Annotated in this window: 14 protein-coding genes; 2 read left to right on the top strand and 12 right to left on the bottom strand. The window is 68.6% G+C overall.

Going from position 1 to position 16,164, the window contains the following annotated elements; translation table 11 throughout:
* Positions 1–74: 74 nt before the first annotated feature.
* The 12 genes from ACOGXE_RS14320 to argC all read right to left on the bottom strand — a co-directional run bounded on the left by ACOGXE_RS14320 (position 75) and on the right by argC (position 9,812).
* Positions 75–845, bottom strand: coding sequence for an ABC transporter permease (locus ACOGXE_RS14320; protein ID WP_419931579.1), 771 nt, complete (start codon positions 843–845; stop codon positions 75–77).
* Positions 842–1,834 carry an ABC transporter ATP-binding protein gene (locus tag ACOGXE_RS14315; RefSeq protein ID WP_419931578.1) on the bottom strand — a complete coding sequence of 331 codons (993 nt, stop codon included), beginning with the start codon at positions 1,832–1,834 and terminating at the stop codon, positions 842–844. The genes ACOGXE_RS14320 and ACOGXE_RS14315 overlap by 4 nt, the downstream gene beginning before the upstream one ends.
* Positions 1,831–2,055, bottom strand: coding sequence for a hypothetical protein (locus ACOGXE_RS14310; RefSeq protein WP_419931577.1), 225 nt, complete (start codon positions 2,053–2,055; stop codon positions 1,831–1,833). Before ACOGXE_RS14310 ends, ACOGXE_RS14315 begins: the two co-directional genes overlap by 4 nt.
* Before the next feature lie 173 nt (positions 2,056–2,228).
* A complete protein-coding gene (locus ACOGXE_RS14305) occupies positions 2,229–2,477 on the bottom strand; it encodes a hypothetical protein (protein WP_419931576.1) in 249 nt (82 codons plus the stop codon).
* Between the two features lie 45 nt (positions 2,478–2,522).
* Positions 2,523–3,158 (bottom strand): NUDIX hydrolase, encoded by a 636-nt coding sequence (locus ACOGXE_RS14300; RefSeq protein WP_419931575.1) that lies wholly within the window; start codon positions 3,156–3,158, stop codon positions 2,523–2,525.
* The gene (locus ACOGXE_RS14295) at positions 3,155–3,766 is read right to left on the bottom strand and encodes a DNA-3-methyladenine glycosylase (protein WP_419931574.1); all 612 of its coding nucleotides are present in this window, start codon (positions 3,764–3,766) and stop codon (positions 3,155–3,157) included. Before ACOGXE_RS14295 ends, ACOGXE_RS14300 begins: the two co-directional genes overlap by 4 nt.
* Entirely contained in the window at positions 3,766–5,199 is a 1,434-nt protein-coding gene (gene argH, locus ACOGXE_RS14290) for an argininosuccinate lyase (protein ID WP_419931573.1), read from the bottom strand. Before argH ends, ACOGXE_RS14295 begins: the two co-directional genes overlap by 1 nt.
* Before the next feature lie 12 nt (positions 5,200–5,211).
* A complete protein-coding gene (gene argR, locus ACOGXE_RS14285) occupies positions 5,212–5,673 on the bottom strand; it encodes an arginine repressor (protein WP_419931572.1) in 462 nt (153 codons plus the stop codon).
* Positions 5,670–6,599 (bottom strand): ornithine carbamoyltransferase, encoded by a 930-nt coding sequence (gene argF / locus ACOGXE_RS14280; protein ID WP_419931571.1) that lies wholly within the window; start codon positions 6,597–6,599, stop codon positions 5,670–5,672. The genes argR and argF overlap by 4 nt, the downstream gene beginning before the upstream one ends.
* Positions 6,599–7,855: an acetylornithine/succinylornithine family transaminase gene (locus ACOGXE_RS14275; RefSeq protein ID WP_419931570.1), complete on the bottom strand. Its 1,257-nt coding sequence runs from the start codon at positions 7,853–7,855 to the stop codon at positions 6,599–6,601. Before ACOGXE_RS14275 ends, argF begins: the two co-directional genes overlap by 1 nt.
* Entirely contained in the window at positions 7,852–8,748 is an 897-nt protein-coding gene (gene argB / locus ACOGXE_RS14270; RefSeq protein WP_419931569.1) for an acetylglutamate kinase, read from the bottom strand. The genes ACOGXE_RS14275 and argB overlap by 4 nt, the downstream gene beginning before the upstream one ends.
* Positions 8,745–9,812 (bottom strand): N-acetyl-gamma-glutamyl-phosphate reductase, encoded by a 1,068-nt coding sequence (gene argC, locus ACOGXE_RS14265; protein WP_419931568.1) that lies wholly within the window; start codon positions 9,810–9,812, stop codon positions 8,745–8,747. The genes argB and argC overlap by 4 nt, the downstream gene beginning before the upstream one ends.
* 261 nt (positions 9,813–10,073) lie before the next feature.
* Between argC and gltB the strand changes: the two genes are divergently transcribed.
* Both gltB and ACOGXE_RS14255 read left to right on the top strand, forming a co-directional pair.
* The gene (gene gltB / locus ACOGXE_RS14260; RefSeq protein ID WP_419931567.1) at positions 10,074–14,681 is read left to right on the top strand and encodes a glutamate synthase large subunit; all 4,608 of its coding nucleotides are present in this window, start codon (positions 10,074–10,076) and stop codon (positions 14,679–14,681) included.
* Complete coding sequence (locus ACOGXE_RS14255; RefSeq protein WP_419931566.1) at positions 14,674–16,131, top strand: glutamate synthase subunit beta; 1,458 nt, start codon at positions 14,674–14,676, stop codon at positions 16,129–16,131. The genes gltB and ACOGXE_RS14255 overlap by 8 nt, the downstream gene beginning before the upstream one ends.
* Positions 16,132–16,164 lie beyond the last annotated feature (33 nt).

The raw sequence follows: 16,164 nt of genomic DNA, 5'->3' as shown, positions 1-16,164 counted from the left end.
CGCAGTGCGGCTGCGGCGCGACAGTTAGTTGGCCCGCAGCACGGCTGCGGCGCGATAGCCAGTCTGCCCGCAGCTCAGTTGCGGGGCGTCCAGCGGAAGAAGCGCACGGTGACCAGCACGCCGAATATGCCCCACGCCGCCATCACCAGCCAGTTGCCGACCGGCATCGGCACTCCGTCAATGAACGGATCAAACGTGTGCCTGAGCGCGTGGGCGAGATGCTTGATCGGGAATATGTCGCCGATGAGGCCCATCCAACGCGGGGGGCCCGACGACGTGATGACGAAGACGTCGGAGACGAAATAGAGCGGCAGCACGAACATGTTGGTGATCGCAGGCGCCGCCTGCTCGCTGGGGCACATGCAGGTGACTGCCAAGCCCAGCGCAGAGAACGCCGCCGTGCCGACGGCCAGCGAGACGAACAGGCTGGGCAACGCTCCTGCCTGGATCCCGACGCCGTAGGCGATCCGCCCGATGCCCATCACCAGCACCGTCATCATCGCCGTCAGCACCAGCGACGACACGACCGAGCCCCCCACGTAGACCCACGGCGGCAGCGGTGTTGCCCGCATGGCCTTGAGCACACCGCTCTCGCGCTTGACCACCGTAAAGATGGCCTGGTTCATGAAGGTTGCCGAGACCAGCGCCAGCGCCAGGATCCCGGGCACATACTGCGTGGCGACCCGTGCCCCGGTCGCGCTGATGGTGTAGTTGCCGAAGATCGAGGTGAAGATCACCAGAAAGACGAGCGGCAGGATCACCGTGAAGAAGGTGGCTGCCGGGCTGCGCCGGAAGCCCAGCAAGTTGAACCTGGTCTCGCTGCGGACCTGACGCAGTCTGCTCACGGCGCGACTCCCCTCGAGTCATCTCCCGCAGACCCGTCCCCCGTCAAGGCCAAGTAGGTGTCCTCGAGTGTCGGCGGCCGAACAGCAAGGGAGTCCAGGCGTGTTCCGGCGCTTTCCGCCGCCGCGAGCAGCTGCCGCACGACGCCGTCGACGTCCTGCGTGGCGATGACGGGCCCTGCGGGGACGGACACCGACGTCTCCGACTGACCCGCCGACCCCGACGATCCGCCGGTGTCCAGCAGTTCTCGCAGCCCCTCGGGAAGCTCGTCGCGGCCGAGCTCCGCCGCGTCCCAGCTGATTCGCGTGGGCATGGCGGCATGTCCGGCGAGCTCCGCAGCCGTGCCGTCGGCGACGATCTTTCCGCGCGAGATGACCACGATGCGGTCAGCGAGTTGGTCAGCCTCGTCCATGTAGTGGGTGGTCAGCATGACCGTCACTCCCAGCGAGCGCAGACCGCCGATCGTCTGCCAGGCTTCGCGGCGAGCTGCCGGATCGAAGCCGGTCGTCGGCTCGTCCAGGAAGACCAGCTCGGGGTCGCCGACAAGGGCCAGCGCCACCGCCAGACGCTGCTGCTGACCGCCGGAGAGGCGCCGAGTCCGCGTACCGGCAGCGTCGCCGAGCCCCACGAGTTCCAGGACGTCAGTCACCGGGCGGGGCGACCGGTAGTAGGCCGACCACATGGTCACGATCTCTGCGGCGGTGAAGTCGCCCTCGTGCCTGGCACCCTGCAGGACAACGCCGATGCGCTCCTTCCACGCCGCCGTGGCGGCGGCGGGATCGACGCCCAGCACCCGCACGTCTCCCGATGTCCGGGTGCGGAGGCCCTCGAGGATCTCGACGGTGGTGGTCTTGCCCGCCCCATTGGGGCCCAGGAAGGCCACCACTTCGCCGCTGGCGACCGACAGGTCGACGCCAGTGACCGCCTCGACTTCCCCGTATCGCTTGTGGAGCTGGGTGACCTCGATGGCGAGATCTGCGCCGCCGATCATTCGGCGTAGCGCTCTGGATGGACGACCTGGGGCCGGACCGCGGCTGCGTACAGCAGGACGCCCAGGGGGCCGCTGTAGATGATCAGCAGAACCCAATGCCAACGACGCCTGCCGGCCGCCCCGAAACGATCTCGGCCGAGTCGCAGCACATCGACGATTCCGCCGGCCATGATCAGCGCCGCCAACGCAACTGCCCCGATCAGCACTGCGCCGAAATCCACCCGGTCACGCTACCGGTGCTGTCGCGTGCGCCAGAGGCTGAGCCCGGGGCCCGAGCGGCCCGCGAGCGAAGCGAGCTAGAGCGGAGAACGCAGCGCGAAGCCGTGGCCCGAGCGGCCCGTGAGCCCAATCGCATGAGAATGGGGAACAAGAGCGGGCAGAACGGACTGGGTAGCTATCCGCCCAGCGATGTCACCGCATCCGCGATGTAGAACCCGGCACCGGCGATTGCCGCAATGACGAATCCGACTCCTGCAGTCCAGAACGTGCCGTTGAACAACAACCGGCCGCCCGCAGCCAGGACCACGGTGACGGCAATCACGGGCAGCACCGATCCGGGCAGGAAAGTGACCGCGACCCACCCCGCTACCAGGCCGCAGAGCAGCAGGACGACGTTCTCGACCAGCCCCAGCACCTCGCGCACGACCTCACCGTACGCGCCGCGCCCGGCCGAGCTGGCAGCGCCGAGCTACCGGTCGCGGTGCACCGCCACGGTGCGGGCGAGATCGAAGCCGTATCGAGCCAGCCTGCGGGTGCTGGCGTCGAGTCCCAGCTCGGGCTCGTCCAGCCGGTCGCGTGCCACCCACGTCAACTCGTCGGATTCGTGGTTGCCGCTCGGGGCGGCGTGCCGGGGCGCGCAGACGAGGAAGCGCACATCGAAGTGAAGGTGGTCGGGCTCGGTGCGCCTGCGGTTGACGAACAGGTGCACGTCAATGTCCACCGGCGCTGTCCAGACCAGCAGACCGTCGATGCCGGTCTCCTCGGTGGCCTCGCGCAGGGCAACCGCCGCCAGGGAGCCCTCACCGTCTGCGTGACCGCCCGGCTGCAGCCAGCGACCGATCTTGCGGTGCAGCAGCACCAGCCCTTGGGTTGCGTTGTGGTTCACCACCCACGCCGACGCCGTCAGGTGGCCGGCCTCGCACGAGCGATGCAGCGCATCGGGATGACGAGCAGCGAAGTCGAGCAATCGCCGGCGGTGGACGGCCTGCACCCGGTCACGCGGGACAAAGTCCCGAACCAGCGCGGTCGCAGCCGCGAGGTCGTCGGGCCGGAGTTCGACGGCGGCGAGCCCAGCGAATCCGGCACGCTGCGACTGCGGGTTCATCGCCTGCTCACGTGGGCGCTGTCGGCATCGTAGAAACGCCACGGAAGCTCAGTGCCGCGGCTGATGCCGATGCGCATGGCCTGCGTCACGTCGGCTGGCACCCAGCCGTCGTCGCAGATGCTGATCCCGCCGGCGGTGGTCACGTCGCAGCCGTCGTGGGCGCCGTCGATGCCGAGGGCCTCGGTCAGCTTGGCCGGGCCCGAGCACAGGTCACGGCAGCGGGTACGGCGCCGGGTTCGGCTGCGGCGGGCAGCCATGAGCTGCACGCCGTGGACCGGCTCGAGCGCCCGCACGAGCACTGCATCCCCGACGCCCGCCGGGCCGCACACGGCATTCGCGCACCAGTGCATGCCGTAGATCAGGTACACGTACAGGTGCCCCGGCGGCCCGAACATCGAGGCGTTGCGGGCCGTCGGACCGTTGCGGGAATGGGCTGCCGGGTCGCCGTGGCCGCGGTAGGCCTCGACCTCCACGATGCGGCCCGCACGCAGACTCCCGGCTGTGCCGTGGGGATCGTGCACCAGCAGCTTGCCGATCAGGTCGGGAGCGACGTCGGTGGCTGGGCGCTCGTAGAACGCCGGCGGCAGCGGATCGCCCGCTCGGGGCATCAGCGGCCGTCTTGAAGGCTGCGCGCAGAGGTGAGCGCAACGTCAAGACGCTCGAGTTGGGCCGCCACGGCATCAGGACCGCCCGCACCCGGCGTGTTCCGGCTGAGGTGGGCCGACCCGGGCGTGAGCAGCGCAGCAGCCTCCGGGCCGAGATCAGGGTGAGCGGCCACCAGCTCTGCCAGCCGGCTGCGACGCGACCCTGCATCGGGGGCGTCGAGCGCCTGGCGCACGAGTCCGGCGACGATTTCGTGCGCCTCGCGAAACGCAGTGCCGTGGGCCACCAGCCATTCGGCCAGATCAGTCGCCGCAGCGAAGGGGTCGTCGGCGCCCGCTGCCATCGCGTCCGCATCGAATTCGACGGTCTGCATCAAGCCGTCAAAGGCCACCGCCACGGCTCGCACCGTGTCGACCGCATCGAACAGCGGCTCCTTGTCTTCCTGGAGATCCTTGTTGTAGGCGAGAGGGAGCCCCTTGAGCGTCGCCAGCAGACCGGTCAAGTGGCCGATCAACCGGCCGGCCTTGCCGCGTGCCAGCTCGGCGACATCAGGGTTCTTCTTCTGCGGCATCATCGACGAGCCGGTTGCGAAGGCATCGTCGAGCCTCACGAATCCGAACTCGGCACTCGCCCACAGGATCATTTCCTCGCCCAGGCGGGACAGGTGGATGCCCGACATCGCCAACGCGTACAAGGTGTCGGCAACGAAGTCGCGGTCGCTCACCGCGTCGAGCGAGTTCTCGAACACCGCCGCGAACCCCAGATCGGCAGCGACCGCCGCCGGGTCGAGCGGCAGCGTCGAGCCTGCGAGCGCGCCGGCACCGAGCGGCGAGACATCAGTGCGGCGCCGGGCATCGCCGAGGCGCTCGACATCTCGCAGCAGTGCCCACGCGTGCGCTGCCAGGTGATGGGCAAGTCCCACAGGCTGCGCCTGCTGCAGGTGGGTGTAACCGGGCAGGCGCACGCCTGCCGCATGTGCTTCATGAGCCCGGCCGGCGAGCGTGCCCGCCAGCCCCAGCAACAATCCGGTCAGCTCGTCGATGGCAGTGCGGGTCCACAGGCGCAGGTCGGTGGCAACCTGGTCGTTGCGGCTGCGACCGGTGTGCATCTTGGCCGCGGCTGCGCAGAGCTCGGTCGCCCGGCGTTCGACGGCCGTGTGAATGTCCTCGTCGGTCGGCGCCCAGACCATCCGGCCGTCGGCAATCTCGCTGCGTACCTCCTCGAGCGCCGCGAGGATGCCGTCGCACTCGTCGTCGGACAGCAGCCCGACGGCGGCCAGCATCGACACGTGAGCCCGCGACGCAGCGATGTCCTCGGCGAACATGCGCTGATCGAATGGCAGGGAGTCGTTGAGCGCAGCGAGTGCGTCTGCAGGCGCGCCGGCCAACCGGCCGTGCCACAACGTGGTGGGGCCAGGAGATGCGTCGTCAGCAGACATGGGACAGCACGCTCACAAGTCCGCCAGATCGCGACAGTGCTCGGCCACGGAAGGCCCGCCGAGTTCCTCGGTGGCCACGATCAGCAACGTGTCGTCTCCCGCCACCGTGCCGACGACGCCGTCGAAGGCGCTGCGGTCGATGGCCGAAGCCACGACATGGGCCGAACCCGGCGGCGTGCGCAGCACCACGATGTTCTGCGAGGAGCGCACCTCGAGCACCCAGTCGGAGAACACGCGCCGCAGCGTGTTGGACGGCAGGTTCTCCGGCGCGTCGGCCTCCGGCACCGCGTAGACGGTGCGCCCTGCAGTTCGCATCTTGGCGACGCCCAGTTCGTCCAGGTCGCGGCAGACCGTTGCCTGTGTCACCTCCACCGAATGCTCCGCCAGCAGACCGACCAACTGCGCCTGGCTGGCGATCTCGTGACTGGCCAGCAGCTCGCGGATGAGATGCTGCCGCTGCGCCTTGGTGCTCATGGCGCTGTTCCCGCTGACGCCGCTCCAGGCGGCGCTGTGCCGATGAGGAAAGCCAGCAGGCCCCGCGCGGCGTGCATCCGGTTCTCGGCCTGGCGCCACACCCTGCTCGCCGGACCGTCGATGACTTCGGCGGTCACCTCCTCACCCCGGTGCGCGGGCAGGCAGTGCAGAAAGAGCGCCCCGTCTGCGGCGCGAGACATCAGCTCTGCGGTGACCTGATAGGGGCCGAACGACGCGACTCGCTCAGCCTGCTCGTCCTCTTGGCCCATGGAGGTCCACACGTCGGTGCAGACCACGTCAGCACCCTTGACGGCTTCTGCCGGGTCGTCGGTAACGGTGCACGCGCCCGGGAACGAATCGAGTCGGGCCAGCGTCTCAGCGGCGGGCGCATAGCTCGGCGGCACTGCCAGCGAGCTCTCGATCCCCAGCATGGCGCAGCCGATCGCCAGCGAACGCCACACGTTGTTGGCGTCGCCGATGAACGCCACGCGGCCGGTGCGTTCGAGCCCGATGCACTGCGAGATGGTGAGCAGGTCTGCCAACGCCTGGCAGGGATGCGCGTCATCGGACAGCAAATTGACGACTGGCGCCACCTTGCATGCCGCCATGCGCTCCAGATGGCCGTGCCGGAAAACGCGAGCGGCGACGATCGCGTGGTAGCAGGCCAGCGTGCGCACGATGTCCTCCGCGGACTCGCGAACATCCATCCCGACCTCTTCAGGTCGGATATAGACGGGGTGACCGCCGAGCTGGCGGACGGCCATCTCCATCGAGTTGCGCGTTCGGTTCGAGGCCTTCTCGAACACCAGAGCGACGCCCTTGCCGTCCAGCACTGCAGGCGCGCTGGCGGCTGGGCGCGACGAGGCGTCGAGCACCGAGCGCAGCTCGTCCGGGGACAAGTCGTCGACTTCCAGGAAGTGTCGCATCAGGCCAGCTGCCCGTTGCTGGCGAGCACGCTCGCGAAGATCGCCACGCACTCGTCGATCTGCTTGCTGGACACGACCAGCGGCGGCGCGAATCGCACGGCTGTCGGGGTGATCCCGTTGATCACCAGACCAGCCTCCAGGCACCCCGCAGCCACCTCGGGACCGCTGCGGCCGACGACATCGGCGTCGAGCTCGGCGGCAATGAGCAGGCCGAGGCCGCGGGTGTCGACGACGCCGGGAACGCCCATGAGCTTGCCGGCGAGTTCTTCGCCGCGGGCACGTGCCAGCGCGCGAGCATCAATGGCCTCCATCGTGCGCAGTACGGCACGCGCAGCGCTCGCAGCCAGCGGCTGCCCGCCGAAGGTGGTCGCGTGGTCGCCGGGCTGGAACGCTGCGGCCACCTCCCGACGCGCCCAGACCGCGCCGATGGGCACGCCGTTGCCGAGTGCCTTGGCCATGGTCACGATGTCGGGTCGCGCGGCCCCGGTCGGCCCCCCGGCAGGGTCGAAGTGGTGGTGCCAGGCAAACCACTCGCCGGTGCGGGCGAGGCCGGTCTGCACCTCGTCGACGATGAACGCCATCCCGCGCTCGTCGCAGATCTCACGGACGCGGTGCAGGTAGTCGCGGTCGGCGACATTCACGCCGCCCTCGCCCTGGACGACTTCGAGCAGCACCGCGCAGCAGCTCGGATCGAGCGCTGCTTCAAGGGCATCCGCATCGTTGTAGGGCACGTGGCGGAAGCCTTCGGGCAACGGCTGGAACGTCTCGTGCTTCTCGGGCTGCCCGGTGGCGTGCAGGGTCGCCAGCGTGCGCCCGTGGAAGGAACGCAGCGCGCTCACCACGACGTAGCGGCCGCGGCCGCCGTGCTTGCGAGCCAGCTTGATCGCCCCTTCGAGCGATTCAGCGCCGCTGTTGCAGAAGAAGACCTGGCCGCCGCCGCCCTGCAACCGGTCGATCGTCTGGGCGACCTCCACCTGCGGCTCGGTGCCGAACAGATTCGACACGTGCAACAGCGTGCGCGCCTGCTCGCCGATCGCTTCGGCGACAGCCGGATGGGCATGGCCGAGCGACGTGACTGCCAGCCCGGCAAGGAAATCCAGGTAGCGCTTGCCGTCGCGGTCATAGAGCTCGCAGCCGCTGCCGCGCACGAACTGCACCGGCGGCGGACCGTAGGTGGGCATGAGGGGGCAGTGCTCCAGCGCTGCGGCACCCATGGCCGCTGCATGAGCAGCCTGCGGTCGTGTTGCTTCGGTCATGGCGCAGTGAACCTCTCGGTCGGTCGTTCATCGGTGATCATCGTGCCGACGCCGGCATCGGTGAACAGCTCCACCAGCACGACGTGCGGGACGCGGCCGTCGAGCAAGTGCGCGCTGTTGACGCCGTTGCGCACGGCGCTGATGCAGGCCTCGATCTTGGGGATCATGCCGCCCGCGATCTGCCCGCTGGCCAGCCTGGCGGCAAGCGAGCCGGCCGTCGTCCGGCGTACGAGCGAGTCGGGGTCGTCGACATCGTCGAGCAACCCTGCGACGTCGGTCAGGTAGACCACCTTCTCGGCCTCCAGCGCCGAGGCCACGGCGCCGGCCACGGTGTCCGCATTGATGTTGTATGCCTGCCCCTTGGCGTCGGCACCGATCGTCGAGATGACCGGGATCAGCCCTTCGGCGAGCAGACGCTCCAGCAGGTCGGTGTTGACATCGGTGACCTCGCCCACGAATCCCAGATCGGGATTCCTGGCGGTCGCGGTGATGACCCGGCCGTCCTCGCCCGAGATGCCCACGGCCAGCGGTCCGTGCACGTTGATGGCGCCGACGATGTCGCGGTTGACCTTGCCGACCAGCACCATGCGCGCGATGTCCAGCGTCTCGGCGTCGGTCACCCTGAGACCGTCACGGAACTCCGATGTCTTGCCGAGTCGCGCCATGAGGTCGCCGATCTGCGGCCCGCCGCCGTGAACGACGACGGGCGCCAGGCCGATCTGACGCAGCAGCACGATGTCGGCGGCAAAGCCGTCGGTCAGCTCGGTGTCGACCATCGCGTTGCCGCCGAACTTGACCACCACGACCTTGCCGCGCCATCTGCTGATGTACGGCAGCATCTCGACCAGCAGCTCTGCACGCTCGACCTGCTGGGCGTGCTCGGGATCGATCACGGCATCAATCCTGTCGTCGGCAGGCCGGAGGTCTCGGGGAGTCCGAGCGCGATGTTGGCGCACTGCACCGCTCCGCCCGACGCACCCTTGACCAGGTTGTCAATGGCGCTGAGCACGACCAGCCAGCCAGTTCGGGGGTCCACCCTCGCACTCAGATGGCACGTATTCGCGCCGAGCGTGGCCTTGGTGTGCGGGGCGTCACGATGCACCACCACGAACGGCTCATCCGCATAGAAATCTGCCAGCACGCCGAGCGCATCGTCGGTAGTCCAACCCCCCATCGAATCCGGCAGCGGTCTGGCGTAGCAGGTCGCCAGAATGCCGCGCACCATCGGTGCCAGATGAGGGGTGAACAGCACCTGGCACCCGGTTGCCTGCTCGATCTCGGGCGTGTGGCGGTGGTCCAGCAAGCTGTACGCCACGAAGTCCTCGTCGACCGCGGAGAACGTCGTGTTGGGCTTGGGTGCCCGGCCCGCGCCGCTGACGCCTGATGCGGCATCCACCACGACCCCCGTCGTCGAGATGTGGCCCCCGCGTACGAACGGCGCCAGGGCCAGCGCAGCCGCAGTGGGGTAGCACCCTGGCACCGCGATGCCCGCGGCGCCGCGCAGTGCGGTGCGGTCAAGCTCAGGAAGGCCGTAGGGAAACTCGCCCAGCAGCTCCGGCATCGGATGCTCAGCGCCGTACCACTGCGGGTACAGCGTCGCGTCGGTCAGCCGGAAATCCGAGCCCAGATCCACCACGCAGCCGACCCGCTTGTACAGGTCAGCGACAACCGGCGCGCTCGCCATGTGCGGCAGTCCCAGGAAGACCGCATCGAGCCCGACGAAGACCTCCGGCTCGTACGCGCAGTAGCGCAGGTCGCCGTAGTCGGCCGCCAGGCTGGGATACAGATCGCGGACGGCAGCACCTGCCTGCGTATCGCCGCTGACGGCGACGACATCGAATGACGGATGCGCCGCCGCCAGCCGCAGCAGTTCCGCGCCCGTGTAGCCGGACGCGCCCACGATGCCCACGCGCACCGGCGAGTCACTGGTCACCTTCGGTCTGTCTTCTGAGTCCATGGAGGCGTGCCTGTCTGCGGGATCGACGCCACTGTACCAGGTGCGCAGCCCAACTATGCACTAATATGCAAAATTATTCAACGCATGCTCGACTGCCGTCCGGCTCTGCCTCGGTAGGCTGCTTGTTCCCAGGGCCAACGACGTCCCTGCGCTCACCGAGCCCCCACACGGGGACTGACTCAACTCACCGGGACGTCGCCGATGCCCACGAATGACACCGCGGCTATCCAGACTGCGCCACACGCGCAAGCTCGTCCTGCCGTGCGCATCGGCCCGTTTGCGGCGCCGCCGCCCGCGCAGGGCCTGTACGACCCGGCATTCGAGCATGACGCATGCGGCGTGGGCTTCGTCGCCGACATGTCCGGAGTGCCGACTCGCGCCGTTGTCGATCAGGCGCTGCAGTGCCTGGTCAACCTCGACCATCGCAGCGCCACGGGCGCTGAGGCCAACGTCGGCGACGGCATCGGCATCACCATCGGAGTGCCCGACCGGTTTCTCCGCGACGTCTGCGACTTCGAGCTCCCGCCGGCCGGTCACTACGCGGTCGGCACGGCGTTCCTGCCTCGCAGCGACGCCGATGCAGCCGTGGCAGCCATCGAAGCGATCATGGTCGACGAGGGGCTGGACGTCCTGGGCTGGCGCGACGTGCCCACTGATCCCTCGTCGCTCGGCAAGTTCGCCACCGATCCCATGCCGGTGTTCCGGATGCTGTTCGTCGCCGCCCCGGCCCGCGATGGCCGAGAAGGCCTCGACGGACTGGCGCTCGAACGCCGTACCTACGTCGCCCGCAAGCGCACCGAGCACGAGATCGATCCTGCGCCGTACTTCCCGTCGCTGTCATGCCGCACCCTGATCTACAAGGGGATGCTGACCTGCAGCCAGTTCGCGGAGTTCTATCCCGACTTGACCGATCTCCGCATGGAGTCCGCGCTTGCCCTGCTGCACTCGCGTTTCAGCACTAACACCTTCCCCTCGTGGCCGCTCGCGCACCCCTATCGCATGCTCGCCCACAACGGCGAGATCAACACGGTGATGGGCAACCGCAACTGGATGCGCGCACGGGAGGGCACGCTGTCCAGCCCGCTGTTCGCTGACCCCGACGGGCGGAACCAACTGGAGCGCACCTATCCCGTGTGCACGCCCGGCGCGTCGGACACCGCCAGCTTCGACGAGGTCCTCGAACTGCTCCATCTCGGCGGACGGAGCCTGCCCCACGCCGTGCTGATGATGATCCCTGAGGCGTGGGAGAACCACGCTCGCATGCCCCAGGACAAGCACGACTTCTACGAGTTCCATGCATCGCTCATGGAACCATGGGATGGCCCGGCCAGCATCGCCTTCACCGACGGCACCGTCGTGGGCGCCGTGCTCGACCGCAACGGTCTGCGACCCTCCCGTTACTGGGTCACCGACGACGGCCTCGTGATCATGGCGTCGGAGGTCGGCGTCGCTGACATCGACCAGGGCCGCATCGTGCGCAAGGGCCGCCTGCAGCCCGGGCGCATGTTCCTGGTGGACACCTCGCAAGGCCGCATCGTGGGCGACGACGAGATCAAGCGCGACCTGGTGACCGCCGAGCCGTACGGCGATTGGCTCGCCGACGGGCTCGCCCACCTGGAGGACCTGCCGCCTCGCTTCGGCCTGACGCCTCAGCACTCCTCGGTGACGCTGCGCCAGCGCACCTTCGGCTACACGACCGAAGAACTGCGGATTCTGGTGGCGCCGATGGCCCGCTCCGGCATCGAGCCGATCGGGTCGATGGGAACCGACACGCCGATCGCGGTGCTGTCGAAGCGGCCACGGCTGCTCTTCGACTACTTCAGCCAATTGTTCGCGCAGGTCACGAACCCGCCGCTGGACGCGATCCGTGAGGAACTGGTCACCTCCACCAAGGCCAAGATCGGCCCGGAGGGGAACCTGCTGGCGCCCGGCCCGGAATCGTGCCGGCAGATCGTGCTCCCCTACCCGATCCTGTCGAATGAGGACCTCGCCAAGATCCTGTACATCGACGAGGACCTGGTCATCGACGAGGACGCCAGCGGCGCGCAGCAGTACCGGCCGTTCGCGGTCGACGGCCTGTACCCGGTGGCTGAGGGCGGTCCGGGCATGGGACGGGCGATCGCGGACGTCTGCGAGCGGGTCGACGAGGCCATCGCCGGCGGCTCGCGGATCATCATCCTCTCGGACCGCTACAGCGACGCGCAGCATGCGCCGATCCCCTCGCTGCTGCTGACGGGCGCCGTGCACCACCACCTGGTGCGCAACAAGACCCGCACGATGGTGGGCTTGGTGACCGAGTGCGGCGATGCCCGCGAGGTGCATCACATGGCCCTGCTGCTGGGCTACGGGGCCAGCGCCGTCAACCCGTACCTCGCCTTCGAGTCGATCGATGACATGGTGCGCGGCGGCATTATCACCGAGGTCGACCAGCGCACCGCGAAGCGCAACTACATCAAGGCGTGCACCAAGGGCGTGCTGAAGGTGATGTCCAAGATGGGCATCTCGACGGTGGCCAGCTACACCGGGGCACAGGTCTTCGAGGCCGTGGGACTCGGCGCTGACCTCATCGACCGCTACTTCAGCGGAACGACATCCAAGCTCGGCGGCGTGGGTCTGGACGTGCTCGCCGCCGAGGTGGCCGAGCGCCACCGGTTCGCCTACCTCGACAACCCCACCGAGGCGGCACACCGTGACCTGTGGGCCGGCGGCGAGTACCAATGGCGGCGCGAGGGCGAATACCACCTCTTCAACCCCGAGACCGTCTACAAGCTGCAGCACTCGACCCGCGCCGGCCGCTACGAGATCTTCAAGGAGTACACGCAGCTCGTGGACGATCAGTCCACCGAGCTGGCGACGCTCCGGGGCCTGTTCGAGCTCCGTCCAGCACCCAGCGGGCCCATCGGCATCGACGAGGTCGAACCGGTCAGCCAGATCGTGAAGCGGTTCTCCACCGGGGCCATGAGCTACGGCTCGATCTCCGCGGAGGCGCACGAGACGCTGGCGATCGCCATGAACCGCATCGGGGGCAAGTCCAATACCGGTGAGGGCGGCGAGGATCCCGAACGCTACGTGCCCGACCCGAACGGCGACCTTCGGCGTTCAGCCATCAAGCAGGTCGCCTCGGGACGCTTCGGTGTCACCTCGGAATACCTGACCAACGCCGACGACCTGCAGATCAAGATGGCCCAGGGTGCCAAGCCCGGCGAGGGTGGGCAGCTGCCCGGGCCCAAGGTCTGGCCGTGGATTGCCAAGACCCGCCATTCCACACCCGGCGTCGGGCTCATCAGCCCGCCGCCCCATCACGACATCTATTCGATCGAGGACCTCAAGCAGCTCATCCACGATCTCAAGAACTCCAACCCCGCAGCACGCGTTCACGTGAAGCTGGTGGCCGAGGTGGGCGTGGGCACCGTGGCCGCCGGCGTCTCGAAGGCAAAGGCCGATGTGGTGCTGATCTCCGGGCACGACGGCGGCACGGGAGCATCGCCGCTGACGTCGCTCAAGCACGCGGGCGCGCCGTGGGAGCTGGGTCTGGCAGAGACTCAACAGACACTGCTGCTCAATGGGCTGCGCGACCGCATCGTGGTGCAGACCGACGGGCAGCTGAAGACCGGCCGCGACGTGATCGTGGCAGCACTGCTGGGCGCCGAGGAGTTCGGCTTTGCCACAGCGCCGCTGGTTGTCTCGGGCTGCATCATGATGCGCGTCTGCCATCTCGACACGTGCCCGGTGGGTGTCGCAACCCAGAACCGCGAGCTGCGCAAACGCTTCGGCGGCCGGCCCGAATTCGTCGTGAACTACTTCGAGTACATCGCCCAGGAGGTGCGCGAGTACCTCGCGATGCTGGGCTTTCGATCGCTGCCCGAGGCCATCGGGCGTGTGGACCGGCTGGACACCACCGCTGCAGTAGCTCACTGGAAGGCGCACGGGCTGGATCTGTCGCCGATCCTGACGGAGCCCGAGACACCCTGGCCCCAGGATCGCTACTGCTCGCAGAGCCAGGACCATGGCCTGGAGCGGGCGCTCGACCGCCAGCTCATCGAATTGGCCGGTCCCGCCCTGGAACAGGGAGAGCTGGTGCGGGCGGAGCTCCCGATCAGCAATGTGAACCGGACGGTCGGCACCATGCTGGGACACCGCATCACATCGGCTCACGGCGGAGACGGCCTGCCGGACGACACGATCGACCTCACCTTCAACGGATCCGCCGGGCAGAGCTTCGGCGCATTTGTTCCTCGCGGGCTGACGATGCGGCTCTACGGCGACGCCAACGACTACCTCGGCAAGGGCCTGTCGGGCGGGCGCCTCGTGGTGCGGCCGCCTCGGGAGGCACATGCAGCATTCGTGGCTGAAGACAACATCATCGCGGGCAACGTCATCCTCTACGGCGCGACCGGCGGTGAGGCGTACATCCGCGGGACAGTCGGCGAGCGCTTCTGCGTGCGCAACTCCGGGGCGACTGCCGTCGTCGAGGGCGTGGGCGACCACGCGTGCGAGTACATGACCGGCGGCATGGTGGTGGTGCTCGGCAGCGTCGGGCGCAACTTCGGCGCAGGCATGTCCGGAGGGGTGGCATTCGTCTACGACCCCGACGACGTCTTCTGGCGGAACCTGAACTCAGAGATGGTCGATCTGGAGCCCCAGCTCGATGACGCCGACGCAGCAGAAGTGCGTGCCGTGCTGCGCCAGCACGTCGCCGAGACCGATTCGGCCCCGGCAGAGCGCATCCTGCGTCGCTGGCACAGCGAGGTGCGCAGCTTCCGCAAGGTGATGCCGAAGGACTACCGGCGCGTGCTCGAGGCGCGCGCTGCGGCCGCCGAGCTCGGCCAGGATCCCGACGAGGCAGTGATGGCGGCTGCGCATGGGTGACATCCGGGGCTTCATGCGGCATGACCGCGAGCTGCCCACGCGGCGCCCGGTACCGGTGCGCCTGCGCGACTGGCGAGAGGTGTACGAGCCATTCGCCGATGAGGATTTGCGCACCCAGGCAAGCCGCTGCATGGACTGCGGCGTGCCGTTCTGCAACTCGGGCTGCCCGCTGGGCAACATCATCCCGGACTGGAACGACCTGGTGTACCGCGACCGCTGGCACGACGCCATCGAGCGACTGCACGCCACCAACAACTTCCCCGAGTTCACCGGCCGCCTGTGCCCGGCACCGTGCGAGGGTGCCTGCGTGCTGGGCATCAACGCCGATCCGGTCACGATCAAGCAGGTCGAGGTCGCGATCATCGACAAGGCCTTCGAGATGGGTTGGGTCCGTCCCGAGCTGCCCGCCGTGCGCACCGGTCGCAGCGTGGCGGTGGTGGGTTCAGGGCCCGCCGGGCTGGCCGCGGCGCAGCAGCTGACCCGCGCCGGTCACGACGTCACGGTGTTCGAGCGCGCCGACCGGCTCGGCGGCCTGCTGCGGTACGGCATTCCCGAGTTCAAGATGGAGAAGCGCCACATCGAACGGCGGCTCGACCAGATGAGCGCTGAAGGGACGAAGTTCCGCACCGGCATCGAGGTCGGCGTGGACATTCCGGTTGCCGACTTGCAAGCCGGCTTCGATGCCCTGGTGCTGGCCGGCGGTGCCACCCAGTGGCGTGACCTGCCGATCCCCGGCCGTGAACTCGACGGCATCCATCAGGCGATGGAATACCTGCCGTGGGCCAACAAGGCCCAGGAAGGCGACCTCGACCCGGCCGATGTGCCCATCAGCGCCGAGGGCAAGCGCGTGGTGATCATCGGCGGCGGCGACACCGGCGCCGACTGCCTGGGCACCGCGCACCGTCAGGGCGCTGCGTCGGTCCACCAGTTCGAGATCTTGCCACGGCCGCCCGACGAGCGGCCCTCAGGCAACCCGTGGCCGACCTACCCGATGGTGTACCGGGTCTCGTCGGCTCACGAGGAAGGGGGCGACCGGGTGTACTCGGTGAACACCGAGGAGTTCCTGAGCGACGACGCGGGTGCGGTGCGGGCGCTGCGTGCGCACGAGGTGGTGTTCCGCGACGGACGGTTCGCCGAGGTGGAGGGCACCGACTTCGAGCTCGAATGCGAGCTCGTGCTGCTGGCGATGGGATTCCTGGGGCCGCAGCAGGAGGGCCTGCTGGCTCAGCTCGGCGTCGAGACCGATGCGCGCTCCAACGTGGTGCGCGACGACGACTACCGCACCAGCGTTGACGGTGTGTGGGTGTGCGGCGACATGGGCCGCGGCCAGAGCCTGATCGTGTGGGCCATCGCCGAGGGCCGGGCATGTGCTGCCGCGGTCGACGAGGCGCTGATGGGCCACACCGCCCTGCCCTTCCCGATACCGCCCACGGCTCGCCCGCTCAACTGAGCAGCCGTTGGCCGACCGACGGAGGCAAAGACC

It is taken from the genome of Candidatus Poriferisodalis sp. (genome assembly GCF_965208555.1).
In the GTDB taxonomy this organism is placed as follows: domain Bacteria; phylum Actinomycetota; class Acidimicrobiia; order Acidimicrobiales; family Poriferisodalaceae; genus Poriferisodalis.
The sequence above is the reverse complement of the archived record's forward strand: the minus strand, read 5'-3'. Positions and strand labels throughout refer to the sequence as shown.

What these genes read in the sequence shown, in the direction of transcription:
- ACOGXE_RS14315 (WP_419931578.1), bottom strand. Translation starts at nt 1,834, where the DNA reads ATGATCGGCGGCGCAGATCTCGCCATCGAGGTCACCCAGCTCCACAAG.
- ACOGXE_RS14300 (WP_419931575.1), bottom strand. Translation starts at nt 3,158, where the DNA reads ATGAACCCGCAGTCGCAGCGTGCCGGATTCGCTGGGCTCGCCGCCGTC.
- ACOGXE_RS14295 (WP_419931574.1), bottom strand. Translation starts at nt 3,766, where the DNA reads ATGCCCCGAGCGGGCGATCCGCTGCCGCCGGCGTTCTACGAGCGCCCA.
- argH (WP_419931573.1), bottom strand. Translation starts at nt 5,199, where the DNA reads ATGTCTGCTGACGACGCATCTCCTGGCCCCACCACGTTGTGGCACGGC.
- argR (WP_419931572.1), bottom strand. Translation starts at nt 5,673, where the DNA reads ATGAGCACCAAGGCGCAGCGGCAGCATCTCATCCGCGAGCTGCTGGCC.
- argF (WP_419931571.1), bottom strand. Translation starts at nt 6,599, where the DNA reads ATGCGACACTTCCTGGAAGTCGACGACTTGTCCCCGGACGAGCTGCGC.
- ACOGXE_RS14275 (WP_419931570.1), bottom strand. Translation starts at nt 7,855, where the DNA reads ATGACCGAAGCAACACGACCGCAGGCTGCTCATGCAGCGGCCATGGGT.
- argC (WP_419931568.1), bottom strand. Translation starts at nt 9,812, where the DNA reads ATGGACTCAGAAGACAGACCGAAGGTGACCAGTGACTCGCCGGTGCGC.
- ACOGXE_RS14255 (WP_419931566.1), top strand. Translation starts at nt 14,674, where the DNA reads ATGGGTGACATCCGGGGCTTCATGCGGCATGACCGCGAGCTGCCCACG.